This is a genomic window from Methylomonas sp. (assembly GCF_023228165.1).
GTDB lineage: Bacteria > Pseudomonadota > Gammaproteobacteria > Methylococcales > Methylomonadaceae > Methylomonas.
In genome coordinates, this window is sequence record NZ_JALOBS010000027.1 from 42,553 (window position 1) to 68,360 (window position 25,808).

Annotated in this window: 24 protein-coding genes; 3 read left to right on the forward strand and 21 right to left on the reverse strand. The window is 49.4% G+C overall.

The genetic code is table 11. From position 1 onward, the window contains the following. Positions 1–52: 52 nt before the first annotated feature. Complete coding sequence (glgB, locus tag M0R33_RS18135) at positions 53–2,269, reverse strand: 1,4-alpha-glucan branching protein GlgB (protein ID WP_292572552.1); 2,217 nt, start codon at positions 2,267–2,269, stop codon at positions 53–55. A 582-nt stretch (positions 2,270–2,851) separates the two neighbouring features. Beyond that, entirely contained in the window at positions 2,852–4,417 is a 1,566-nt protein-coding gene (locus M0R33_RS18140) for an alpha-isopropylmalate synthase regulatory domain-containing protein (RefSeq protein WP_292572555.1), read from the reverse strand. A gap of 200 nt (positions 4,418–4,617) precedes the next feature. On the opposite strand from M0R33_RS18140, the gene leuB reads away from it, so the two are divergent. Continuing rightward, positions 4,618–5,724: a 3-isopropylmalate dehydrogenase gene (gene leuB / locus M0R33_RS18145; protein WP_292572558.1), complete on the forward strand. Its 1,107-nt coding sequence runs from the start codon at positions 4,618–4,620 to the stop codon at positions 5,722–5,724. 100 nt (positions 5,725–5,824) lie between these two features. Here leuB and M0R33_RS18150 read toward each other — a convergent pair whose 3' ends face one another. Next, positions 5,825–6,637 (reverse strand): DUF2066 domain-containing protein, encoded by an 813-nt coding sequence (locus tag M0R33_RS18150; RefSeq protein WP_292572561.1) that lies wholly within the window; start codon positions 6,635–6,637, stop codon positions 5,825–5,827. Positions 6,638–6,724: 87 nt separating this feature from the next. Here M0R33_RS18150 and purM point away from each other — a divergent pair, with 87 nt between their 5' ends. Then, on the forward strand, positions 6,725–7,768 hold the full coding sequence (purM, locus tag M0R33_RS18155; protein WP_292572563.1) for a phosphoribosylformylglycinamidine cyclo-ligase: 1,044 nt from the start codon (positions 6,725–6,727) through the stop codon (positions 7,766–7,768). Positions 7,769–7,987: 219 nt separating this feature from the next. Here the strand turns inward: purM and M0R33_RS18160 are convergent, their stop codons facing one another. Together M0R33_RS18160 and M0R33_RS18165 are read right to left on the reverse strand one after the other, a co-directional pair. Beyond that, the gene (locus M0R33_RS18160; RefSeq protein ID WP_292572567.1) at positions 7,988–8,590 is read right to left on the reverse strand and encodes a hypothetical protein; all 603 of its coding nucleotides are present in this window, start codon (positions 8,588–8,590) and stop codon (positions 7,988–7,990) included. Positions 8,591–8,707: 117 nt separating this feature from the next. Next, complete coding sequence (locus tag M0R33_RS18165) at positions 8,708–9,367, reverse strand: PEP-CTERM sorting domain-containing protein (RefSeq protein WP_292572570.1); 660 nt, start codon at positions 9,365–9,367, stop codon at positions 8,708–8,710. Positions 9,368–9,575: 208 nt separating this feature from the next. Between M0R33_RS18165 and M0R33_RS18170 the strand changes: the two genes are divergently transcribed. Then, the gene (locus M0R33_RS18170; protein ID WP_292572573.1) at positions 9,576–9,761 is read left to right on the forward strand and encodes a hypothetical protein; all 186 of its coding nucleotides are present in this window, start codon (positions 9,576–9,578) and stop codon (positions 9,759–9,761) included. Here the strand turns inward: M0R33_RS18170 and M0R33_RS18175 are convergent. The 16 genes from M0R33_RS18175 to tssA all read right to left on the reverse strand — a co-directional run. After that, the gene (locus tag M0R33_RS18175; protein ID WP_292572576.1) at positions 9,753–11,102 is read right to left on the reverse strand and encodes a tetratricopeptide repeat protein; all 1,350 of its coding nucleotides are present in this window, start codon (positions 11,100–11,102) and stop codon (positions 9,753–9,755) included. The genes M0R33_RS18170 and M0R33_RS18175 overlap by 9 nt on opposite strands. A 73-nt stretch (positions 11,103–11,175) precedes the next feature. Further along, a complete protein-coding gene (locus M0R33_RS18180) occupies positions 11,176–11,622 on the reverse strand; it encodes a hypothetical protein (RefSeq protein ID WP_292572578.1) in 447 nt (148 codons plus the stop codon). Between the two features lie 19 nt (positions 11,623–11,641). Next, positions 11,642–11,983, reverse strand: a complete 342-nt coding sequence (locus tag M0R33_RS18185) for a hypothetical protein (protein WP_292572581.1) — start codon at positions 11,981–11,983, stop codon at positions 11,642–11,644. 50 nt (positions 11,984–12,033) lie between these two features. Further along, complete coding sequence (locus M0R33_RS18190) at positions 12,034–13,068, reverse strand: M35 family metallo-endopeptidase (RefSeq protein ID WP_292572584.1); 1,035 nt, start codon at positions 13,066–13,068, stop codon at positions 12,034–12,036. Positions 13,069–13,251: 183 nt separating this feature from the next. Then, a complete protein-coding gene (locus M0R33_RS18195; RefSeq protein WP_292572587.1) occupies positions 13,252–13,422 on the reverse strand; it encodes a hypothetical protein in 171 nt (56 codons plus the stop codon). 69 nt (positions 13,423–13,491) lie between these two features. Beyond that, positions 13,492–13,821 carry a hypothetical protein gene (locus tag M0R33_RS18200; RefSeq protein WP_292572589.1) on the reverse strand — a complete coding sequence of 110 codons (330 nt, stop codon included), beginning with the start codon at positions 13,819–13,821 and terminating at the stop codon, positions 13,492–13,494. Between the two features lie 85 nt (positions 13,822–13,906). Then, the gene (locus M0R33_RS18205) at positions 13,907–14,926 is read right to left on the reverse strand and encodes a M35 family metallo-endopeptidase (protein WP_292572592.1); all 1,020 of its coding nucleotides are present in this window, start codon (positions 14,924–14,926) and stop codon (positions 13,907–13,909) included. Positions 14,927–15,007: 81 nt separating this feature from the next. Beyond that, a complete protein-coding gene (gene tssH / locus M0R33_RS18210) occupies positions 15,008–17,725 on the reverse strand; it encodes a type VI secretion system ATPase TssH (RefSeq protein ID WP_292572595.1) in 2,718 nt (905 codons plus the stop codon). Positions 17,726–17,768: 43 nt separating this feature from the next. Beyond that, complete coding sequence (gene tssG / locus M0R33_RS18215; protein ID WP_292572598.1) at positions 17,769–18,833, reverse strand: type VI secretion system baseplate subunit TssG; 1,065 nt, start codon at positions 18,831–18,833, stop codon at positions 17,769–17,771. Further along, positions 18,797–20,680 carry a type VI secretion system baseplate subunit TssF gene (tssF, locus tag M0R33_RS18220; protein ID WP_292572601.1) on the reverse strand — a complete coding sequence of 628 codons (1,884 nt, stop codon included), beginning with the start codon at positions 20,678–20,680 and terminating at the stop codon, positions 18,797–18,799. The genes tssG and tssF overlap by 37 nt, the downstream gene beginning before the upstream one ends. 2 nt (positions 20,681–20,682) lie before the next feature. Then, complete coding sequence (tssE, locus tag M0R33_RS18225) at positions 20,683–21,186, reverse strand: type VI secretion system baseplate subunit TssE (RefSeq protein WP_292572603.1); 504 nt, start codon at positions 21,184–21,186, stop codon at positions 20,683–20,685. A 2-nt stretch (positions 21,187–21,188) separates the two neighbouring features. Next, the gene (locus tag M0R33_RS18230) at positions 21,189–21,998 is read right to left on the reverse strand and encodes a type VI secretion system accessory protein TagJ (RefSeq protein ID WP_292572606.1); all 810 of its coding nucleotides are present in this window, start codon (positions 21,996–21,998) and stop codon (positions 21,189–21,191) included. Between the two features lie 69 nt (positions 21,999–22,067). Continuing rightward, entirely contained in the window at positions 22,068–22,550 is a 483-nt protein-coding gene (locus tag M0R33_RS18235; RefSeq protein WP_292572610.1) for a type VI secretion system tube protein Hcp, read from the reverse strand. Between the two features lie 120 nt (positions 22,551–22,670). Next, on the reverse strand, positions 22,671–24,161 hold the full coding sequence (gene tssC, locus M0R33_RS18240; protein WP_292572613.1) for a type VI secretion system contractile sheath large subunit: 1,491 nt from the start codon (positions 24,159–24,161) through the stop codon (positions 22,671–22,673). 3 nt (positions 24,162–24,164) lie between these two features. Then, on the reverse strand, positions 24,165–24,701 hold the full coding sequence (gene tssB / locus M0R33_RS18245) for a type VI secretion system contractile sheath small subunit (protein WP_292572616.1): 537 nt from the start codon (positions 24,699–24,701) through the stop codon (positions 24,165–24,167). Positions 24,702–24,726: 25 nt separating this feature from the next. Next, positions 24,727–25,808 (reverse strand): type VI secretion system protein TssA (gene tssA, locus M0R33_RS18250; RefSeq protein WP_292572619.1); only part of this gene is annotated, 1,082 nt, incomplete at its 5' end.

The following is a 25,808-nucleotide window of genomic DNA, read 5'->3' on the forward strand; positions in this document are numbered from 1 at the left end:
AAAAAGAAGGCGCGGTAATCGCGCCTTCTTGTCTTATCGCTTGCGTGGCAAATCAAATTGGGGCTTTTATATTTTTTACAGCCTTACTATCCTGCTTCAGTTTGAATATGATGCCGCCCAACGGCGGCAATCTCAAACTGATAGAGTGAGGAAGATTCATCCAGGGTATGGGATCGGAAGTAATTAAGGTGTTGACCACATTGCTGCCGTCGTAAACGCCCGAATCGGAATTAAAAATTTCTTGATAGTCGCCCGCAACAGGTACGCCAATTCGATACTGCTCCCTGACTACCGGGGTAAAATTGAGCACCACTATCAATTCGTCCGCCCCATCCTTGCGCCGGTAACTAATCACGGATTGTTCCGCATCATGGCAGTCTATCCAGTCAAAACCTTGATGATCGAAATCATGTTTATACAAGGTAGGCTGGGCTTTATATAAATCGTTTAATTCTTTCAGCAGCGTTTGGATACCTTTGTGGTGCGGGTAATCCAGCACGTACCAGTCCAATTGGCTGCTAAAATCCCACTGAGTGCCCTGACCGAATTCGCAGCCCATGAACAACAGTTTTTTGCCCGGATAGGTGAACATCATCGTGTATAGCAAGCGCAGATTGGCGAAGCGCTGCCATTCATCGCCCGGCATTTTATTCACCATGGCACCCTTGCCATGCACCACTTCATCGTGAGAAAAAGGCAAAGCGAAATTTTCGGTAAAGGCGTACAACATGCCGAAGGTCAATTTGTCGTGATGATAGCGCCTGTGGATGGGATCTTCTTTCATGTACTCGAGGATGTCGTTCATCCAGCCCATGTTCCATTTCATCGAAAAACCTAAGCCGCCGGTCCATGTGGGTCGGGTCACGCCACCCCATGCGGTCGATTCTTCCGCCATCATCACGGTACCCGGATGCTGTTGATGGGTGACTGAATTTAATTCCCTGAAGAAGTCGATAGCTTCCAGATTTTCATTACCGCCATATTGATTCGGTATCCATTCGCCGTCTTCGCGGGAATAATCCAAGTAAAGCATGGAAGCCACCGCATCGACCCTTAAGCCATCCAGATGAAACTCCTCCAACCAGAAAATCGCGCTTGAGAGTAGAAAGTTTTTGACTTCATTGCGCCCGTAGTTATAGATCAAGGTACCCCAGTCACGATGCTCGCCCTTGCGGGGATCTTCATGCTCATACAACGGCGTGCCGTCGAAGCGAGCCAGGGCGAATTCGTCTTTAGGAAAATGGGCCGGCACCCAGTCCAGTATCACGCCGATGTTGTTCTGATGGCAAGTGTCCATGAAAAAACGAAAATCGTCCGGTGCGCCGAAACGGCTGGTGGGGGCAAAATAACCGGTGGTTTGATAACCCCAGGAGGCATCCAGCGGATGCTCGGTGATAGGCATTAACTCGATATGGGTAAAACCAAGCGCTTTGACATAGTCGACCAGTTGGACGGCCTGATCGCGATAGTTTAAAAAATTGCCTTCCGCATCATATTTCCAAGAACCCAAATGTACTTCGTAAATCGACATGGGTTCATGCAGCCAGTCATGCCCGCCTCGACTGTCCATCCAGGCTTGATCATGCCATTGATAGCTTGCTTCGCGCACCACTATCGATGAGGTTTTGGGCCGCAACTCGAATTGCTGGCCATAAGGGTCGGTTTTGGTCAGCACTTCGCTGGTATTGCGGTTTAATATCTCAAACTTATATAAATAGCCTGCATCCAGGCCGGGATAAAACAGCTCCCAAATACCGCTACTGCCCAGGCTGCGCATCGGATGACAGCGACCGTCCCAATGGTTGAAATCACCAATCACACTGACACGGCCGGCATTGGGCGCCCAAACCGTAAACAAAACGCCGGAGATTTCATCGACACTATGCAGGTGCGCGCCCATCTTCCGGTAAGCATGCCAGTGTTTGCCCTCGGCGAATAATTGCCGATCGAAATCCGGTAACTGCACTCCAAAATCGTAGGGGTCGTAACCGGCATGTTTACCGCCGTCCTTGTCGATCCAGTCCAGCCGGTAATGATCGGGCAATTCGCCGGGCTGGGCTAGATATTCAAAAAAGTCGGTTCCGGGCAAGCGCGGAATATCCGCCCCGCCATCCGCAAAACCAACCGATTCCGCGTAAGGTAAATAAAGTCTAATTTTAAAAGACTTACCTTGTTGGTGACGACCCAAAACCGAGAAAGGATCATGATGTCTAGCCTCCCGGATTTTAATCGCATCGGCATCGAGCGTGACGTTTGATAGATTTCCCATTTTGGAGCCTCAAGGTCAAAAGATAATGAGCCCCGATGTTATCAAATATAGGCATGAGAGATAGATTATTCTTTATGCCCAATGCCGACGGATGCAATGAACCGCACAAAAGGGTGTATTTCGAAATTATTCGGGGTGATTGGCCAGCGTTTAGCAGCACAATCCGATGGCTCCCAGACATCTTGCTCAGCTGGAGTCTACTGAACTCCGGCAAAGCTTCCCTAATATCACCAGCGAGCATGCGCGTATTACCTTGGAGGTAGGAGAAGATTACAACTGTGTTGCCTATGCGGTAGATGAAACGGAACATTATGAACCCGGTTCCGTCGCGGAAATGCGCCGCTTTATGAATTTACGCGGATATCGATTTTCTGGGGGTCGACCCCAGCTATGTTCCTCATGTGACACGCCACTGTCGCGGGCCGTGGCCGGTGGGTGTACCACCCGTGGTCGATTTATGGGAGTCCAAACTCGGCCCCGATGACATGGCCATCACTCACTGCCGCCGCGATCTTTGTGCAAGCGGAACAAACATGACCCAACTCGGGAATATCATTGCTTCCTTCAAGCAACGCTAGAAGATTACTGTCCAGCCAACGTCGTTTCATGCAACTGGATATTGATGAGCTTGACCGCCGCCTGTATACCCGCAAACACCTGATTGACATGAACACCGCGCGTTTTGCGCAACTCATTGCCGCAATCCCAGGTGATCACGCATTCGGTCAGCGCACTGGCGTGGCCGCCCTTGGGAATGCGAATTTCATAATCGGCCAGAGCAGGCAAAGTATAATCGTAATGGACCATAACCTTGCCAATGGCGTCTATAAACGCATCGAAGCCGCCACTACCGGCACCGGTGGCCTGATGCTTCTCGCCCTTTACATCGACGCGCAGGCTGACGGTGGATTGCAGATCCATGCCACTATTGATAGCGCAAGCCAACAATTTAATATGTTGATAACTTTTGCTTTCCAAAACGTCGGCGATAATAAACGGCAAATCGTCGGTAGTAATGGTTTGTTTGGAATCGCCGATACTGACGATGCGCGCCAGCACTTTCTTTTGGTCCTCTTCGGAAAGATCCAGCTCCAGTTGCTCCAGATTTTTTTTCAACGACGCCTTACCGCTCATCTTGCCCAGCGCATAGTTGCGAGTGCGCGAAAAGCGCTCCGGCCCCAGCTTGGTTTTATACAATCCGCCTTTTTGGTCGCCGTCGGCATGAATTCCGGCGGTCTGGGTAAATACATCGGCACCGACTATCGGCGCATTGGCGGCGATACGTTTGCCGGAAAAATTTTCCACCATGTCGCTGATACGCACCAAGTGGCTTTCGTCTATGCCTAGTTCAATCGCCATTTTGTCCCGCAACACCACGGCCACTTCCGCCAGCGACGCATTGCCGGCCCGCTCGCCCAGGCAGTTGATGGTGCAATGCACGGCGCTGACGCCCGCGCGCACTGCAGCCATGACATTGGCGGTGGCCAAGCCGTAATCGTTATGCGGATGAAAATCGAAAGATAAGGCGGGATAACGTCTGCACATGTCGCTGAGACTGTTGAATACTTCCTCCGGCGCCATCACACCCAAGGTATCAGGCAACATGAAATGACTCACTTGACTGTGTTGCAGCCTATCCATAAAGCCGTAAACATAGTCCGGACTATTTTTGTAACCGTTCGACCAGTCTTCCAGATAAAGATTGATTTTCAGACCTTGTTCATGGGCGTAATCGATAGTTTGCAGTACATCGGCGCAATGCTGGTCCAGGGTTTTACCTAGCTGTTCCCGACAGTGTTTTTCGCTACCCTTGGCCAACAGATTGATCACCTTTCCGCCGGTAGAGCGAATCCAGTCCACACTGCGGGTATGATCGACAAAACCCAGCACTTCGACGCGCTGGTCAAACCCCTCTTCGGCCGCCCAACGATTGATTTGGGTGACGGCTTCTTTTTCACCTTCAGAGACTCGCGCCGAGGCCACTTCGATACGGTCGACACGTAAAAACTGCAACAATGCCTTGGCGATGCTGACCTTTTCCATCGGTGTAAAAGCCACACCCTGGGTTTGCTCACCATCTCGCAGGGTAGTGTCCATCAGCTCTATCTTTCTGCTGGCCGCGACGGCGGTTAAGTGTCGAGTATTCATGTTTAACCAATCTTTGAACTTAAGCCGGACATTTTCGCTTAAATGACAGGCGCTTGGCAACGTAAGGGGATCAGAGAAACTAGCGGCAACAGTTTTGTTTAAGAAACGGCGGTGTATTTTCAGACAGCACCGCTCAGCTAAAGTAACGTAAAATAAGCGGGTTAAAATATGTTTAATTCACTTAGAAATCAGTAGAAAAAATGAAGCATTATAAAATCGCAGTATTGGCCGGCGACGGTATCGGCCCTGAAATTACTCAAGAAGCACTTAAAGTTCTGAAAGTTATCGAAGAACGTAACGATGTGACCTTTGAATTAATGCCCGCATTATTTGGCGCTTGCGCTTACTTCGAAACAGGCGATGCGTTTCCGCAAGCCACTATCGATATTTGCGACCAGGCTGATGCGATTTTGAAAGGCCCGATTGGTTTAAGCCATGAAGAATCCAAAAAGATTCCGGTCGACAAGCAACCCGAACGCGGCGCATTGTTGCCGATGCGCCGCCGTTACAATACTTACGCCAATTTCCGCCCGGTTTCTCTGCCGAAATCCCTGGCGCATTTTTCCCCTTTAAAACCGGAAATCATCGGTGAAGGCATCGATCTGATCATGGTGCGCGAGCTGATCGGCGGCCTGTATTTCGGCGATAAAGAACGCGGCATCAATGACAAGGGTTTGCGCTATGTGCGCGAAACGCTGGAATACGATGAAGAACAAATTCGCCGCATCATGCACGAAGCGTTCAAACTGGCCAGTAAACGCCGCAAGTTATTGCACAATATCCATAAGAGCAACGTACTGCTGTCCAGTGTATTGTGGAACGAAGTGATGGAAGAAGTCGCCAAGGATTATCCGGACGTCGAAGTCGTTAATTATTTGGTCGACTCGGCAGCAACCGCATTGTGCCTGAAACCGACCCAGTTCGATGTCATGGTGATGGAAAATATGTTCGGCGATATACTCAGCGATCAGGGCGGCGGTGTACTGGGTTCTTTGGGCTTGATGCCATCCGCCTGTATCGGCCCTGAAAAAGCCTATTACGAGCCATCGCACGGTTCAGCGCCGGATATCGCCGGTAAAAATATCGCCAATCCTTATTCGATGATAGGTTCGGTGGCGATGATGCTGGAGAACAGCTTCGACATGGCGGCAGAAGCCAAAAATGTCTGGGCGTCCATGCAAGGAGTCTTTGCGGACGGTTACTCGACAGCCGATTTATCCAAACCCGGCAGCGGCGTAACCATGATCAGTACGGTTGAATTTGGCGATAAAGTTGTCGAAAAACTGCGTCAAATACCGAAGGTTTAAAGACTTTCCCAAAAAGGCCGACATATCTTATGCCGGCCTTTTATTCAAGACGCGCTCGCTTCTATTGCCGTAGAACAGGTTAACACTCTAATCGAGTGCATTATTCTTGCTTCGGTTTAACACCGTAATAATTGGACAATATACTGTAAGCCCCACGCATACCATCCTGAATGGTAGCCTTCAAAGGCAGGCAGTCGCTACTCCATTGCTTGATTTTACTATCGAAATAAAAAGCCCAATCACCTTGCCAGCATTGGCCTTTTTGGGTGACCCGTCCCGCCATGACTGCCGGCACTTCGTAACGCGCCGACACCGCCAACAAATTTCTGGAATCCGCTCCCAATACCTCGCTGACAGAAATGCGCTGCTGTTCTTCCAGATCCAGCATCGGAAAGATGACCGGCACGCCTTTGATTTTCGATGCCAGCGCCATGGCGCTTTCGAAGTCAGGCATAGTCTCCGGATTATAGAACTGCCGTTTGCCTTCTGCATCCACTACCAACCACACCAAAGTCTCAGGCCTGATTTCGCTCCAAATGCCCACCTGGCTTTTGCGCATCACTTCCAATAATTGGTCTTCATCGAACTCCACTCTGATTAAACGGGCATCGTTGCCGGAATATTGGTCGGCGGCAATTAAAGAATATTGAAATTGTTTGACGTAATGTTGGGCGCCATTCAAAACCTGCTGCACAGCCGGAAGTTTGGATATATCATCGGCCACCAACACCCGGCTCAATACACCATATAAAGCCTGTTTGATAGCCTGCTCCCGGTCGGCGGCGGACTGGCTGTTGGCAATCAGCTCAATTTCATACAGGCCTTTGACTTCCAGAGCATCCGCCGGCGCCGCGACTAGAATGGCCAGTATAAATGCCGGCAAACACACTCGTTTTCCTTTAGTAAAAATCATCGCTTGCAGCCTACCCTGACGGTGTATAAATGGGAACTATAGTACAATATCGGTTGATTCAATCTTAACTTTAGTAAGAGACCTCCATTGAGCGCAGAACAGCACGACAGCCTAAATTATAAGAGCGCGGGCGTTGACATTGAAGCCGGCAATGCTTTAGTCGACCGCATCAAACCTATCGCGGCCAAAACCCGCAACGCCGGCGTGATGGCCGGACTCGGCGGCTTCGGTTCGCTATTCGAACTCCCGCTGGATCGTTACAAAAATCCGGTTTTGGTTTCCGGCACCGATGGAGTGGGCACCAAATTGAAATTAGCGCTGGATATGAACCTGCACAATACGGTGGGCATAGACCTAGTCGCTATGTGCGTAAACGATATCGTGGTACAAGGCGCCGAACCTTTATTTTTCCTGGATTATTTCGCCACCGGCAGACTGGATGTCGACACTGCGGCGGCGGTCATAGAAGGCATAGGTAACGGTTGCGAACAAGCCGGTGCCGCACTGGTGGGCGGCGAAACCGCGGAAATGCCCGGCATGTATAGCGATGGCGACTATGATTTGGCCGGCTTTTGCGTTGGCATAGTGGAAAAAGACCGCATCATCGACGGCAGCAAAGTCAAAACCGGCGATAAATTGATAGGTATTGCCTCATCAGGGCCGCATTCCAACGGCTATTCCTTGATTCGTAAAATCATCGAACGCAGCGGACTGGCCTTGACCGATTCCGTCAACGGCAAAGCCTTGGGTGAAACCCTGCTGACACCCACCCGAATTTATGTAAAACCATTATTGGAATTGCTGAAAAATATCGATGTACATGCCATGGCCCATATTACCGGTGGCGGTATCACCGAGAACCTACCGCGCGTTTTACCGGACAATCTGAGTGCTGAAATCAAACTGACTGCCTGGCAATTACCAGACATCTTTGTCTGGCTTCAACAGCAGGGCAATGTGACTTTAGCCGATATGCTAATTACGTTTAATTGCGGCGTGGGCATGATTATTTGCGTCGACGCGAACGATGAGGCCGCCGCCCTGACCTGTTTGACTCAACAAGGCGAAACAGCCTTCAGCCTGGGTGACATAGTGCCATTCGATGGCTCTCAGCGCGTTATTTACAAATGAACTAACCTCAAATATTAACAAGGGGCTCTCATTCCGGAAGCCCCTAAATTGTTCAACACCGCTTCAAGTCATCTCAAGCTAACTTGCCAAGAAAAAACCGACTCCACCCGCTACTTCTTCAAAAGCATTGAGCGCATTCAGGGTCAGCTAGGTTTTTACCCCAATCAACCCCGTACATCGATCAATTCTTAGTCCATCAAAAGGAGCGATGAAGCCATTTCAAAGCGGTTTATTCCGGGAAATACCCAATAAGCCGAGTAAACCCGAAGCCATCATAAGATAAGCTGTCGGCACCGGCACAGAAGTCACTGTTGCGAGCGGCGTCCCGTCCATCAACAATTTAAATTGCCCATCCCACGCCAAGGGGCCGCTGAAATTCAGCCGTATACTGCTGACATTGGAAAACACGCCGTTATTGGAAAAATCGTTAAAATGAACCAGAAAATCATCGGCGCCGGTAAACGTTTTAGTGCCGGAACCGGCAACGCCGTTAACAATAATTTCCGCACTAACATTCAAATCAATTCTAACGACCTCTAAAAGCATTCCAGTCCCAAACTTTGTAAAATCAACCGGATCAAAATCCCACTGAATAGAAGCATGTCCGGCCGATGCAGGGCCATTCGCTATTTTCAATAAGCCATTTTGCGATTTGATAGTGATTTTCGACCCCGAATTACTTGTGGTTGCTTCGCCAATAAAAGTACGTGACAGGTTTAATAAGTCGCTACCGGCAAGCCCGTTAATAGTGTCGCTGGTTGAGCCCGGCCGATCCCCTTCGTCGCTGATGCGCTGATACTGTGAAAAATCATCCAAAGTCAAGACACTGGCAAACACAGCTTGACCGGTAACGCCAACTATCAATACCAGGAATATGACTAACTTTTGCAGAATTAGACTGTGCATTTTTTCGTCCTTTAAAGTGGTTTATGCCATTATTCAGCCAGCTTTGGGGGTCTTTACAACTTTGCAATACCTTGCACGAGCTAAAGCCGCTAAGCCAAAGGTCAGCAGGAAAAGAGTAGAGGGCTCAGGCACATTCTTGCTATCCGCCGTCAGCGAACCAAACTGGCCATCCCAACTTTGAGCGCCGCGAAAATTAAGCCTCAGACTGGTCAGGTTATTAAATGCAGCGGGATTTGAGAATTGCGCGAATTCGATTTCATATAAACCTTGGAAGCCTAAATTGGCAAAATCGAATACTGACGTTCCATTGGCAATCAACTGAATTTCTGAACTCAAATCGATAAGACTGATATTGAACAGTAATCCATCTGCAACAGAGGCCAAATTAACGGCGTCGAAACTGTAAAAAACGCTCGCCGTTCCAGCCGAGTCACTATCATTTGAGATATTTAAAAAGCCGTTACCGATATTGACTTCCGTTTCGGCATCATTCGGAGAAGCCGCGGCGGTAATGATTCGCGTCAGATTACCCAACTGAGTGCCCGTGACATTTACGGGACCGGTAGAACCATTAAAGACGGATTGAGCCGTTGTAAAGTCATCAATCAAAACCGCTGATTCGGCATCACCGACAACAGCCGTCAATGCTAACAATGGCACTAAATGCAGGAATTTCCGTTTCAACCAGTTCAATGTTTTGCTCCGTATTAATAGTCTAAAATTTCCGGCATTTGAAATATGCCGAACACCTTAAGCCATAAGCAGGTAACAAGCCATAAGTTTAATTATTATTAAAAAACAATGTATTGTATATATTTAAAACACTTTACAGTGTAGTCTAATGCCATTTTTGTCAGCCAGACTGCCAGTCACGACATCATTATTTGACAGAGTCAAAAAAATGGCTTTTAAAGAACAGCCCTATAAACTTCCGCACCAGAAGGAACAGACCGATGAAGAACGTAACTATTTCGTTGGCTTTTGCGGATTACGGACAATAGTGCGTCAATGGCGCAACCGGGCAGGCAGTCCAAAAATTAAATCAACGGACAACCCCATGCCCTATTCCCCGAGCTCATTAGGCTGACAATTGGGCGGTAATCACCAGCCCAAATACCGGATCTATAAATTCGTTTCGCAATACGGCGGTATCGATACGACTAATACGGTAGCCTGCGTTTTGTAGCGTACCCCGAACATAGGCTTCGGAGTGAGCGTAGCGGCCTTGTACATTTAAACGAAAATCCGTCTCTGCCGCCCCCTGTTGCAGTTTTTCTACCGTAAAAATAAACCAGCCGTTCGGTTTCAGTGCCGAAACCGAGGCTGTCACGGCCTCCGACAAATCGCCGAAATAGCAAAACGTATCCACACAGGTAATAACATCGAATAGAGTTGCCGTTTGCAAAAAATACGCAGTCAATTCCGCTTCATGCAAGACATCATATACATTTCTAGCTTGCGCTTTAACCAGCATCTTGGCGGACAAATCGACGCCGACCAGACGCTTCACCAGCGGCCTTACCAATACGCCACATAAACCAGTGCCACACCCGGCGTCCAGCAACTCCCAGCTCTCCGCCGCCGGGCCTATCCGTTGCAATGCCGTATGCACCAAAGAAGGCGCTTGGTAATCCAGGGTTTTTAAGATGTTATCGAAGCTAGCGGCAAAGCGATCGAATGTTTCCCGGACATAGTCGTCGCTAGCGCGTATCGGGGTTTTGTCACGGGTATAAGCTGCTAACAGGTGCAGAGCGGTGGGGTTGTCCGGGTCGAAGTCCAGCCATTGTTGCAAAACTTCAACGCAACAATCCAGCTTACCCATCATATAAAAGGTTCGGGTCAATCGCTGATAGGCCATGGCATCCGCCGGATGCATGCGTATTGCTTTTTCATACATCGCGACCGCATCATCGTAGCGACTCAAATTGCGATAGACATTGCCTAGATTTTGGTAATGATGCGCGACATCCGGTTCATAGCGAATGGCCTTCAGCAGAAAGGCTTCCGCGTCTTGGGCTCGCCCCAGATCTTTCAGAGCTATGCCGAGGTTGGCGTAAGCGGAAGCAAACTGCGGATTTAGGTCGATCGAGCGGCGAAAACATTGCTCGGCCAGCTCGGGCTGCCCAATCTGCAAATAAATATTGCCTAAACTATTTTCGGCATCAATATAGTTTGGCGCCAACCGCAAGGCTTTTTTAATGTACTCGACCCCTTCCTCGGCAAACCCCTGCTGATTTCTCAGCATGCCGAAGAAATGTAATAAATCAGGATCGTTAGGCAACATTTCCAACAATTGTTGATAAATCTTTTCAGCACTATCCAGTTGATTTGCTTGATGCAAATGCACGGCAAACTGGAAGGCTTCGTCCAGGCCCATTTCCTGTTTAATCGGTTGGCTATTATCCAAGTTTTTATCTAGCTGGCCCATATTTTAACCCAAACAGGTAAGAAGAAAATTTCCTCTATTCACCACAGCACTTTGCCCGAATAACCGGCAATATTTATTCTTGTTCTACACTGCGCGTATTGGGGTCAACAATAAAATGCCGGCCCTTCTCATCTTTGATATGGAGCTTACCACTAAAGAATCCTTTTGACATTGACACAATAAAGACATCTTGCACATCACCTTCCAGACTAGAATTATAGGTAATATCATAGACTCTCAATACCCACAGCTCTTTCCCGTTGGAAGTATCGAAAGCCGCGATATATCCACCATTCTGTTTTAAGCCGCGTTCCTTTCCCCAGTGGATTACTTCATACCGAGTTTTACCGATCACGACAGGATCGATATCCGGCGGAGCTAGACGTTTAGCCTTTAATTGACCACCCGCCATCTCATTGCTTTGATTAGTCATAACCTGTTCGGCAAACGCGCCCTCTATTCCAACCACTATCGCAAACACTATCCAAAACACACGTAATAACATATTTAACCCTTTCAAAGGCACCGCCCTTTGTCAATCAACCCGCAACTACTGTCCGGTCGTCCGTATTAACGCTATATTGACGCCCACGCTCGTCAATAATTTTAAGTACGTTACCAAACCAGCTCTTTTTCATAGACTTAATAAATAAGTCCTGTACATCGGATTCAAGCTCAGGATCATAGACAATATCGTAAATCTTAAGAGTCCATAACTCTTCTCCACTGGTTTTATCAAACGCCGCGATATATCCTCCATTTTGGGCAAACCCTCTATCCTTGCCCCAATGTATCGCCTCAAAACGCAGGTTTTTGATGGTCACGGCCGGCACATCCTTAGGCCCCAACCTTTTTGCCATTAACGTATCTTGATTGGTCATGTTTATTGCCCTTACTGATATTCGATTGGCTACACTTGTTTGGTGCAGAATTATTTCCAGGTGTTCGCTAAGTCGGAAGCGGATAAATAACCCGCCAAGTCCAGCATGAAATACCCCCAACTATCCGCGTTATCTATTGTTTTGGCAAAGGGTAGCTTGGCCTTATCCGGTTTTAACCCCGAACTATCATAACGGTGATCTTGCGTACTGACCTCATGATGAGATAACTCATGCAGAATGGTTTCCGCGCAAAGCCAAAGTTTTCCACTATTGCCTTTTAGGCGGGTAAAAGCGCCCTCTAAATAAATCACCGGAAATCCGCCCCCTTCGCCACCCCGAAACGCAGCACCAAAATAATCATTTCGCTGCTTACGCCAATCCAAGTAATCAGTAAACACCAGACTGGTTGAATTACATGCGGCAGAGATTTTTTTGATGCCGGCTGAGAGCTTGCTGATCGCATCGTTCATTTCTGTATCGCCGCAAGTCTCGTCTAAAAACCAGCGTTTTATAATTTCTTTGGTAGCGGCTTTTTTGGCATCAACCTTGACCTGAGCATCCATGGCTATTTTGAGCGACAACCCCAATGCATCGCACATTAATCCGCGCTCTTCGTCACTGAATATCTCTTTCTCATCGCCAAGTTTTGAAGTTGCCGTTTTTTCGGTACATCCCGCTAATTCAGTAAAAACATCCTTATTGTGTTTCTTAGGGGGCGAATAAACCCAGACATCCTGCCCACCTTTTTTGTGTGCATGATAAACATGCTTAACCATCTTCAACGCCGCCGCACGTTCCGTCCAATTCCCTGCCGAAAGTTTATTCTGCGCAGCATTGTAAATAACCTCGCCCGGCCCACCCCCTAAAATAAACACCGCAACAGCGTTAGTGTGCTTGGCATCATCATGAAGTTTCTTACGCAATTTTGCCGGCAAGTCGGCACGCCCGGAATCAAATCCAGAATCACCAAACATTAAGGCTATTGGACAAGTTTTGGTCAGATAATCATTCCAATCCGGTTCTGCGAACTTCTGTTTAGTTAATACATCCTTAGCCTTTGTATAAACCGGCGTAAATTTACTCATTATAAAACTCCGAATTAATCCGCTAAATCATTAATATAAGCAACCAAACGAATAAAGCACCTGATCCAACATCACGTATCAACTCAAGATACTTCGCGGATGAGAGTCGTCCAGATTTCGTATTGCTTACTCCAGTTGTTTAGATAGTAAGGCGGCTTCGCGATAGCGCAACACCTCTGACGGTTAATCGAAGTTTAGTGGATTGCCTAGCTGCGAAACCACTTTACAATAATCAACCATGCGGCCATTTCCAGCTGATTCTTGATGCACACGCACGGCAAACCGGACGGCTTCGTCCCTCATGTCCTGCTGGGCGGGTTGCCCGCCCGCCGAATTGATATTACTTCGAGTCATCTTAAAATCACCGAAAATCGAACGACTCGCGCCGGTAAGCGCCAAAATTGATTTAGCCGCACGACACGATCAATCGCTAGGCGTTGAAGATTGTTTTGCAGGATCGACTATAAATTTTTTACCGCGCTCGTTTTCGATCAACAAAGTGCCATCCGCCTGTAATGCCATTGATTTGAAAAACACGTCCTGCACATCGCCTTCTTTTTCCGGCTTGCGCAGGTTGTCATAGACCTTAAGCGTCCAAAGAGTGGAACCCGTGGATTCATCGATAGCGACCAAATATCCGCCCATCTGTTCGAATCCAGCCAACAAACCGTTTGGTACTTGTTCATATCGCACCCCATTGTGAATAATAGGGGTGACAACCGGTGCCGGAATCCGACTTCCTGATTTAGTCATGGTAACTTCCTTTATTTGAGTTGATGTTGATTCACTGGCAGAGCACGCCATGCAACTCGCCAAACAACCGAGCAGTGCTATATGTCTAGCGATCAAGTGCATTTTTAACCACTCCGGCTGTGAGCGCGCCAGCACAATCAGCGCAAAACCATGCCCAGCTATCGGCATTTTCAATGGCCTTGGCCGCACTCAATTTCTTGGGATTGATACCTTGGTGCTCATAAGCGTGATCTTTAGTCTTCACTTCCCTGTGCGTGAGCTCATGCACCACAATCCGCGCCCAATTTGTCAGGCCGGTTAATGTGTTCGAGGTACCGAAAAACTCTTCCTCAATGTAAACCACGTCCATGGGGTCGCCCCAGACAAAAGCCTCGGTACCCTGATTTTCGGTGGTGCCTCTTTCGGAAACGGAGTCGGTGTAAATCAGTTGGCCCGACTTGAGTTTAGCGGCGATTTTTTTTAGGCCTGCGTTGAGTGTACTTGCCGCCGCGATCACATCTTCATCCTTACTGGAACTGTCCGCAAACCAGCGTGCAACAATCGCAAAGTTTTTATCCTTCTTAGGATTGCCAGCAACGGCCATAGCCTTATGCACCCATTTCAGACCTTCTTGGGATGCATGACTGATATGCTTGCGTTGTTCCAGGGAAAAGCGCTCGTTGCGGTCATTCAACTTCGAGGATACGCCACCCAGCCCGCCGGCAAGCGATTCGCAAGGCCAATCGGTAAACAAGGTGGGAATTGACAAACACCAAACCTTGTGCCCGCCAAATCGCTTGAGAAAGTAAGTGTGCCGCAAGGTTTTGAGCGCACCCAATCGTTTGCCCAGCTCCGCATCCACCACTACACCCGCCCCCGTGCCGCTCAAGGTTTCACCGGCAGCTCCGAACAACGAGACCGCTTCATTCGAGCCATTAGCTTCCGCCTTGGCAAGTTTTTTACGCAAATCTTCGACCAGACTCGCTTCGCCTGTATCAAATCCATCCGCACCCGCCAGTTTGCGCGCCCTGATAATCAACGCCTGCCAGTCCTTATCCGTGGAAAATTTATTACTCGCCAAAGCTGCAACGATTTTTCCATAGGCTTCGGAAAATCTGCTTGCCATTACATGCCTCCTTCAGTGTGTTGCGGCTTAGTAACCAGGTCAGGCATTTTGCATTTCCATCCAATCATGGAAAAATTAATTTCACTCAAACCCATACCCAAACTCCCCATCCTGCACAGTCACATGCACCCGATCAATCGGCTTACCCTCGACCATGCGGACCAAAAACTCTTCGCTGATTTTCGGTAACACGGTATTGGTCAGAATCGCATCTATCATGCGGCCGCCGCTTTCCAGTTCGGTACAACGGCTGGCGATCAGTTTGATGACTTCGTCGTCGTAAGTGAACGGCACTTTGTGGCTTTCGGCAATGCGTTTCTTGATGCGGCCCAGTTGCAGACGGGCGATGGCACCTATCATTTCGTCGTTGAGCGGGTAGTACGGAATCACCACCAGACGACCCAGCAAAGCAGGCGGGAAGACTTTCAACAAAGGCTCGCGCAAGGCCTTGGAAATACCTTCAGGATCCGGCATCAACTCCGGATCGCTGCAAAGGCCGGCAATCAAATCGGTACCGGCATTGGTGGTCAGCAGAATCAAAGTATTTTTAAAATCGATTACCCGGCCTTCGCCGTCTTCCATCCAGCCCTTGTCGAACACCTGAAAAAAGATTTCATGCACGTCGGGATGGGCTTTTTCCACCTCGTCAAGCAACACCACGCTGTAGGGCCGGCGGCGCACGGCTTCGGTCAACACCCCGCCTTCGCCGTAACCGACATAGCCTGGAGGCGCGCCCTTCAAAGTAGAAACGGTATGCGCTTCCTGATATTCGCTCATATTGATGGTAATGACATTTTGTTCGCCGCCATATAATGCTTCGGCCAATGCCAGGGCGGTTTCGGTTTTACCGACACCTGAAGTACCGGCCAACATGAACACGCCGATCGGTTTATTGGGGTTGTCGAGCCCGGCCCGTGAGGTTTGAATGCGGCGGGCGATCATTTCCAGGGCATGGCGTTGGCCGATAATGCGCTGCTCCAGATTGTCGGCCAGCTTCAGCACGGTTTCGATTTCGTTTTTCACCATACGGCCAACCGGAATACCGGTCCAGTCCTGCACCACCGCCGCTACGGCCTGATGATCCACAGTCGGCAGAATCAAGGGCGATTCGCCCTGGAATGCATGCAATTCGGTTTGTAACGCCCTTAACTCCGCCAGTAATGTCTCTTTATCCTCTGCCGTTTCAGTTACCGGCTGCGCGGCGGTGTCCGCCGTGGCATCGGTCGGCTTGGCCGCTTCGTCGACGGCATGCCCGGCCTCTCTAAGTTTGGCGCGCAAACCCAGAATTTTCTCGACCAAACCTTTTTCGGTTTCCCAGCGGATTTCCAGTTCAGCCAAGCGAGATTTTTCGACTTCAAGCTTTTCGGTGGCTTCCTGTTCGCGGCCAACCACTTCGATACCCACGGTTTTTTCCTTACCGATGATGGTCAACTCGGTATCCAGGGCATCGATGCGTTTTCGGCAATCGTCGACGGCCGGCGGTACGGCATGCTGACTGATACCCACCCGGGCGCAGGCCGTATCCAGCAGGCTGACGGCTTTATCCGGTAATTGTCTGGCCGGTATATAACGATGAGAAAGTTGAACGGCTGCTTCCAGGGCTTCATCCAGAATCAATACTTGGTGATGCTTTTCTTGCACCGACACCACACCGCGCATCATGCGAATGGCTTTCTCTTCGCTAGGCTCCAGCACTTGCACCACTTGGAAACGGCGCGTCAAAGCCGGGTCTTTTTCGATATGTTTTTTGTATTCCGCCCAGGTGGTTGCCGCAACGGTTCTGAGTGTGCCGCGGGCCAAGGCCGGTTTCAATAAATTGGCGGCATCGCCGGTGCCGGCCGCGCCGCCGGCGCCGACCAGGGTATGCGCTTCATCGATAAACAGAATGATGGGTTTAGGCGAAGATTGCACTTCTTCTATCACTTGCCGTAAGCGGTTCTCGAACTCGCCTTTCATACTGGCCCCGGCTTGCAGCAGACCGACATCCAGCGTGCGCAAGCTGACATCCCGCAGCGAAGGCGGCACATCGCCGGCCACAATTTTTAAGGCAAAGCCTTCCACCACAGCGGTTTTACCCACCCCGGCTTCCCCGGTGAGTATCGGATTGTTCTGGCGGCGGCGCATCAGAATATCGATCAACTGGCGTATTTCCTCATCGCGGCCGACGATGGGATCGATTTTGCCGGTTCTGGCTTGTTCGGTCAGATCGACGGTAAATTGTTTCAGGGCTTCCTGTTTGCCCATGGCCGCCGGCGCCATGGCGCCGCTGGCTTCACCAGGTGTCGCACCGGATTGAAAGCCGTCGGTAGCCGCCAAGCCGTCTTCGGGCGAACCGGAGACAATCTGCGCCAATTCATCCGACAACGAGTCGGGCTTGATCTTTTCGAATTCCTTGGAAATACCCAATAATTCATTGCGCAGGGATTTGGTTTTGACCAAGCCCACCAACAAATACCCGGTACGCACCTGGCTTTCGCCGAACATCAGGGTGCCGTATACCCAACCGCGTTCGACCGACTCCTCGATATGCGGCGAGAAATCTGAAATGGCGGTGGAGCCGCGCGGCAAGCGTTCCAGCGCATCGGTGACATCCTTGGCCAAACGGGAGCCATCCAGGCTGTATTGTTTGATGATGCGGTGCAAATCCGAGTCCGGCAATTGCAGTAATTGATTTAACCAGTGCACCAGCTCAACATAAGGATTACCCCTGAGTTTGCAAAACACGGTAGCGCCCTCGATAGCCTTGTAGCAGACCCGGTTTAATTTTCCAAACAGTTTGACTCGGCTTATTTCTGCCATCGCTTTTACCCTATTGGTGATTGTATTGAATGAATGAATAAAATTATGTTTTACTGGCGGCAAAGAACGGATTGAGGGTTAAGTCATCAGCATCATGCTGGCTCGGCCGCGGCCCCAGCCACATGCTCCACCCCAATCTGGCTTCACCGCTCATACTGGAACGATCGGCCTTGGCGGGTATACCCAAACTCAATTCCGCCGGCACTTCATCTTTGTGTAGAATCAGCTGAACATCCCAAACCAATTCGTCACCCAAAAAATTACGCACCGTGGCGGCCAATTTGGCCAAACCCGCGGCTCCCGGTAACAAGGCCAGATATTGGGCTAATTTCAACGGCCCCAGCACAATTCTGAATTTATGTTGACAGCCCCAGACAAAAGCCCCCAATAAAGTCGATTGCCCCAAAGTTGCCAATTCCGGCGTATAACCCAGACGGCTATGATCGCTATGCTGGATCTCCATCCATTCGCCAATGAACTCTTCTATGCGGACTTGTATCGACAAAATGTCGGCAATAATGGCCTGCAAACTATCCGGCGATTTGGTCTGGGCGGAAAAATGTCCGGCGTAATAAAACTTGGCCCTGTCATCCAGCGCATCACGGCGGCGAAACGCCTCGCCCCCCAAGCCCAGCAACGAACCAACATAAAAACCAAACCGGTCTGCATGCGGCCTGTCGTAGCTGACAGTCGGGCGGGGATTGGCCCAGGCACGATAAAATAAACAAATCATCCGATGATGAAAAATATCGGCAAACCGCGCCATGGTCGGATCGTGATGATTCCTTAAGCGTTCTCTTGCATATTCAGTTAAATGCAAGGGCAAGGGGCCATTGGGACCGAACAAACCCAAAAAATTGACGGCCAATCTGGGCACCCCCGAGCCCCCCACATGACAGGACGCTAATGCCGAGGCTGGAAATTGCAATTCAGGCTCTTGAGACAAGCGCACGGCGTCTTCGCTAAGTTTAACCGCCGTCCCCAATCTGGGTTTATCTGCATTGAGCGCTTCAATCCAGCGTAGCGTTTCAAAAAAATCGAAACGGTATGCGGCCTGCTCCAGCTCGTCGATCAAAACGTGTGCCGGCGTCCGATTCGGGTTGGCCATCGCGCCACCTCTCCGCGATCCGTGGTGCGGATGACGGTTTCAATAAAGGAATTAATAGATACATAGCGGGTAAAAAACTGATCCAAAACCGTACCCATCAGAAAATAGCCGCCACCTTCAAATGCGGATTCATCCAGCAAAACCGTAATCTCCAGGCCGCGCCCGAACACCATGGGCCCTTTGGAATCGATACGTCTGACCACGTTCTTGGCATTTACCGAGATAACTCCTTCGATTTGCTTTTTGATGGTGGGCTCGCGATTATCGGCATAAAGACTTAATAATTCACGTAAAGCGGCGGCACCCTGTTTTGGATCACTATCGATCAACGACAAATAATTCAGCGAGAGATGGTTAATTAATCGCCAGACACTTTCGCCGGCATAAGCAGCCGGTAGCGGTCGGGTGGGGCCGGAAATACAGCGAATCGATTTAACCGGCGCACTGATTTGCAGACTAAAATCGGTATCCCCCAAACCTACCGGCATCACCATCGGCAAGTCGCGGTTAGTGCAGAGCGTTTCCAGGCCCATTTGATTGATCTGCGGCGAATAAGGCGCTTGTTCGGTATCGACTATGGAAATAAAACATTCGCTACCGATATAGCTGGATCGCATGCCCTTGCGACGCTGCTTGGATGACAAAATGCGTTTTTGCCGCCTCAACATGTAATAGGCGGTTTCGGACTGATTCTGATACACGCTTTTTGAACCGTAAAACGGCAAAAAGGTTTGCTCGTTACGGTCTTCGCCGAAACCAGCCACATGCTCGACGCTAACGACTTCGTAATCCATTGGCCGCGTGCGATCCACCAGCACATGATATTCCGATTGGCGTTGATCGACATGCAAACGATCCGTGCGCTTAGGGAACAGATTAATGGCAGGCACGCAGAACAAAGCCAGATTGGCTTTATCCAAAGCGTTAATCAGTTGCGCATCGCTGCGATCCAATAATACGAACAACTCCAGCTCATCGGTTTGACAATCGGCAATTAAAGATGAGAGTCCGGATAATTCGGCAAACAAAAAACGCTCGGGAAAGGCAAAATATTCCTGCAAAATTCGATAGCCATCGAAGGAACGCGGCGTTTGCCTGAGCATGGCTTCTTCTTTTTCAAAACCCAGGCCCCGTGCGCATTTTCCGCCGGCAAATTTAACCTGGACTTGCGAGCCATTTTTAAATTTACAGGCCAAGGCTTTTGAATTGGCCAATAATTGTTCATACAAGCGATAAGGAATCGCGCCGGCTCCACGTAAAAACAGCGGCAGGGTGTCCAGCGATAACTGATTGAAACGCACGCCGGCCGTGCAACGCAACACGATGCGGATAGCCCCTTTAACATTCTGCAAATGCTTGGGGTCGGCCAAACCGCAACTGGAAACGGCCGCCAAAGACGGTAAGTATTCCACCTGACCGATTTCCAATGGCCATAGTTGCAAGGGGTATGCGGTTTGGTATTCGCACGCCGTTTGCTCGCCTTTGGCGATTTGGCTGCGTAAAGCACTGCCTTTGTCTATCAAAAAACCTTCCGCCAGACTTTCTTCGGTTAAATCCGGCTTAAATTCCACCACGGTCATTGACGGCGTGGCGGCCAAATAATGCGGATATACAATTTCCAGCAGATGTTGGGTAAAGTTAGGAAACTCGGCATCGACTTTTAGCTGGACCCGGGCCGCCATAAAGGCAAAACCTTCGAATAACCGCTCCACGTAAGGGTCGGAACATTCGAAGGCATCCAGACCTAAGCGGGCGGCAATTTTAGGGAATTCACTGGCAAACTCGGCACCGACTTCGCGTACATGCTGCAGCTCGCGGTTATAGTAATGAAGCAGACGAGGATCCATGACTAGCCGCCTACTTCCTTAACGGTGACTTCACCGGTCTCCAGATCGAGATCGCTGCGAATAAACAAGTGAACCGGCAACGGTTGTGCCCATAAATCACCTTCGATTTTGAAAGACAGGGAGTTATGACTCATTTCATCGTGAGCGGCTATGATTTCAATTCGCAGCGAATTGGCTAAAATTCTGGGCTCGAAATCGACAATAGCTTGTTTTAATTTGCGTTCCAATAGCCCGGCATCCACACTGCTAAAGTTGGTGCCGGATAGCGCCGGTATGCCGTAATTTATCACGGAACGCGCCACGTAAGGCGCGGCGGACAAGTCCTCCAGGGCTTCAAAAGCCGTGGTATTTAACAGCCAGCTGATATCTCTTAAAACGCTTTGCCGCAATTGCCGGTAGGACATGACACGCTGCTCGCGCGATTCGGTTTTCTCCGTCGGTGCATAGTCCGTGAGCCGGTCCAGCAAGGAAGGCTGCAAACGCTCTTTAGCAACAAGCTCAGCCATTTTTATTCTGAAGTTGCGGTATTAAAGATTAATTCCCGAGTATCCAATAAGGCATGTTCGCCATTGTCGGTTATCAAAATGCGCTGCCCTAAACCGTGGTAATGACCTGCCGCAGGCTCATGCCATTCGGTTTTACGCGCCAAACGCAATGCAGCGTCCTCGGCTTTTTCGGTACCCGGATAGCGGGAAGGAATTAAACCAAATGCGCTGCCGCCATTAGTCCAGGTAAATTGGGCCGGCAACCAGACCAAATCCCGCAAATCGGCCGGGGCTTCTATCTCTATTTTGGCAATCCGATTAAAGGGAATCCAGTAATAACGGCCATTGACAATCGCTTCCGTAACCGGTCCCAGCCGACTATCCGAATCGGCAAGCCATTCGAATGGCTCTCCATTAAAACTGCCGGACGAGGTCGGCGCCTGCTCGAAAGCCTGATCGCGCATTTCACCCGCCTGGGTATAGTTGGATTGCGCAGATAACTTACACGCCTCAATTAATAGAGCAATCCACTGTTCGGGCTCGCCAAATACCAAGGGCGAGGTTTCACCTCTAAAAATTTTCTCGCGGAGTAATTCGCAACGAATGGCTTCCCGGTATGTTTGCACCATCGCCAAATTCGCATCGTCTAAATTACCGCAGACATTGAGTTGATTGAGCGCCCTATCCCACTGTCCATTAAGTGCCAGTAGCTGAAACAAAAACACTCGGTGCTTCGCCACATCCGGACTTTTACGCACCTGATCCTGCAATTGCGCCAGCGCATCATCCAGGCGTCCGTCTTTTAAGCTAACTTCCGCTACACTTGAAATCATAAGCGTCCAAACTCTTTATAATTGAAACGCCTGCCATAATGGGCAGGCGTTTAAGACATGCAAAAAAGCTTAAAGCGCTTTGTTTGCCGCAATATCCCAACCCATGTCAGGTTTCGCGCCTTCACCACCTTTCGCGGTTTGTTCGATGTATTTGACTTTGACTGCGCCAAAATTAAGTGTGACATTCTCGGTCAAGCGATCTTCACCGCCTGAACCGCCGGTAGAAACAGAAGTTACGATCAAATCAGTCATCGTAATGGTTAAATACTCAACGGGCTTCTCGCCGGCTTTCCGGACGATTAAATCCGCCGTCTCAAAGTGCTTGCCGTTGCAGCATGCCTTCATCAGATCCGGACTACTTTTATCAATGTATTTGGTTACGCTTATATCCTGCACATTCACTTTTCCGGCGCCGGAACCGCCACCCATATGGGTTGAGCCGCTATTGGACAGCCCCCAACTCCAGGCCAGCACGTCGATGGTATCTTTGTGCTTGTCATCCTGCGCTTCACCTTTTACATCTTTGATTTTCAAAAACATATCAACTGCCATGACCTACTCCTTCTTTTAAAGAAAATAATTAAAGTTACTATTTAACTAACAAAACGCTTATTTGGTCTACTCATACCATACACAAGCCCCCTGAAACATTCAAAACCTTCCCTGGCAATCTTAGCCACCTTTTCCAGAAGGCAATTTGGAAACCAATCGCAAGGAAACAGTGAGTCCCTCCAACTGATAATGCGGCCTCAAGAAAAACTTGGACGAATAATAGCCTGGGTTACCCTCAACCTCTTCTACCACCACTTCGGCCGCCGCCAAAGGCTTGCGCGATTTGGTCAGTTCATCCGACATGGCGGGATTCGGATCGACGTAATTGTTAATCCAACTGGTCAACCATTTTTCCATATCATCGCGTTCTTTAAACGAACCTACTTTATCCCGAACCATACATTTCAGGTAATGGGCAAAACGGCATGTTGCAAACAAATAGGGTAAACGCGCGGCCAAATTGGCATTAGCTGTCGCATCGGGATCGTCGTACTCGGCCGGTTTTTGCAACGACTGCGCGCCGATAAATGCGGCAAAGTCGCTATTCTTTTTGTGAATCAACGGCATGAAACCGCTTTTTGCCAGCTCGGCTTCCCGTCTATCGGTAATGGCAATTTCGGTTGGGCACTTCATATCAACCCCGCCATCGTCTGTGGGGAAGGTGTGTACCGGCAAGCCTTCCACTGCACCGCCCGATTCTATGCCGCGGATACGCGAGCACCAACCATACAGTTTAAATGACCGGTTAATGTTGACCGCCATCGCATAAGCGGCATTAGACCAGGTATATTTACTGCTATCCGCACCGGAGGTGTCTTCCTCAAAATCAAATTCATCCACAGGATCTGTTTTAGCCCCATATGGCAATCTGCTCAGAAAGCGTGGCATGGCCATACCCAAATAACGTGCATCGTCGGATTCGCGTAATGACCGCCATGCCGCATATTCCGGCGTCTGAAAAATCTTGGTCAAATCGCGCGGATTGGCCAGTTCCGACCAACTGTCCATTTGCAAAACCGTTGGCGCCACCCCGGAAAGGCATGGCGTATGAGAAGCCGCAGAAATTTTTGCCATTTCACCCAACAACTCGACATCCGGTGGGCTATGGTCGAAATGATAATCGCCGACCAAACAACCGAACGGTTCGCCGCCGAAGGTGCCGTATTCCTCTTCGTAAAGTTTTTTGAATAACGGGCTTTGATCCCAGGCAGTACCTTTGAATTTTTTTAGGGTTTTACCCAGTTCTTTTTTGGAAACATTGAAAACTTTGATTTTCAGCATTTCATCGGTTTCAGTGTTATTCACCAAGTAATGCAAACCGCGCCAAGCTCCTTCCAACTGCTGAAAATCGGGATGGTGCAATACCAAGTTCAGTTGTTCGGAAATTTTTTCGTCCAAACTGGAAATGATGGATTGAATGCTTTTGATGGCATCGTCGGAAATTTTTGAAACATCTTGCAAGGCAAATTGGGCCAGGGTCGACACTGCGGTGTTGACCTGATTAGCCGCTTCCGTTCCGGGCTTGAATTCTTTCGATAACAATGCCGAAAAATCATCCAGTTCCAAGGTTTCCGTGGCGCCCTGCTGGGCTTGTGTATCTAATTCGGCCATAACTTACTCCCCACTTCCTTCAGCAGAATCAGCTGGTTTTTCGGCTTCGGCCGGTTTGGCCTTTTCAGCCAAGGTTTGCAATAAGGCCGGATCGTTGATCAATTTGGCAATCAATTCTTCGGCGCCGGTTTTACCATCCATATAAGTAATCAGATTGGATAGTTGAGTTCTGGCTTCCACAATTTTATCCAGACCGGCCACTTTTTTGGCTACGGCCGCGGGCGAGAAATCATCCATGTTTTCAAAGGTGATATCCACATTCAGGTTACCTTCCCCGGTAAGAGTATTAGCCACTTGAAAAGCCGTTCTGGGCTTCATGGACTTCAAACGCTCGTTGAAGTTATCGACATCTATTTCCAATAACTTCCGATCGGCGATGGGAGGTAACGGTTCGGAAGGTTTACCAGAGAGATCGGAAAGCACACCCATCACAAAAGGAAGCTGTACTTTTTTCTCAGAGCCATAAACTTCCACATCGTATTCGATTTGAACGCGTGGCGCCCTGTTTCGTTGAATGAACTTCTGACTACTTTCGGCCATTTCCTACTCCACTATTGGTTGATTATTAATATTGATCCGCATCCGGATCGGGACCTTTGATCTGCTCTAATTGGGACATGCCATCCGGCAACAGGTTTTGCACAATTTGCAAGAAATCGGCGGTAACTAACTTTTTTGCCCGCTCCAGCAAGATGGGCACGGGACTGGAGGGTTCGTTTTCTCGATAATATTTACAAATTAAATCCAGTGTTTTTAAAACATCTTGGCGGGAGTTTACGCCACCGACGGCCGCCGCCTTGCGCGATGAACCTCCAGAGCTTGACTCACCCGCCGCATCCTGCTCATCGCCGGATAGTGCGTCCGCCTCACCCGCGCCGGTTTCCGCGTATTGATCGAACACGTATCGCATTTCCTTGAGCAGGGAAGACAAACCGGACAAGTCGGGGCCATTTTCAATGCCTACCTTATCGCCAACAAAGGTATCCAGCTGTTGTACCAGGCTAATGCTATCGTTAATCGCCTGGTAACTTGCCGTAACCGTTTCTTCGGGCACATCCATGAATGCCGCCCGAATACTGTTAACATCCGGCTTAGTAACCCCTTCAGGCGTCTCCGCTTTGTCGGTGGCGAGGTGGTAATCGCGCAAACTATAGCGGCCAACAGCCTTCGAATCCACTAATGCAACCAATGTGAGCGGCCACAGCACTGAGTCGAAATTACTGAGCTCTTCAAGAATATTGACGCGTGTAGTGGGGTCAAGATCGTCATCCGGATCCAGAACAGGGTGCAGCTCATCCCAATACTTTTCCAACAGGCCGTACAAAAGCTTTAAAGCATCTCGAAATCCAAGCAGTCCTTCAAGATTGACGAGTGCTCGCAACAAATAAATGACAACCTGCATGTCTTTACTTTGTTGCAAAATGGCTAAGGATTCCTTATGAATGTCTCGCCAATTAGGGGGCTGTGCTTTTTCGCCAGTGATAGGGTCCTCTGACTTTCCCTGGATATTCTTGCCCAGTTCAAGATAAGCGGGATCATATTCCAGATAATCACCACACGGGTTATCGGGAGCCACGTCCTCTAACAATGTTAACAAATCAGCCATGAGTTGCCTTTTGGACTTATAAAAAGATCGGAAGAGCACAC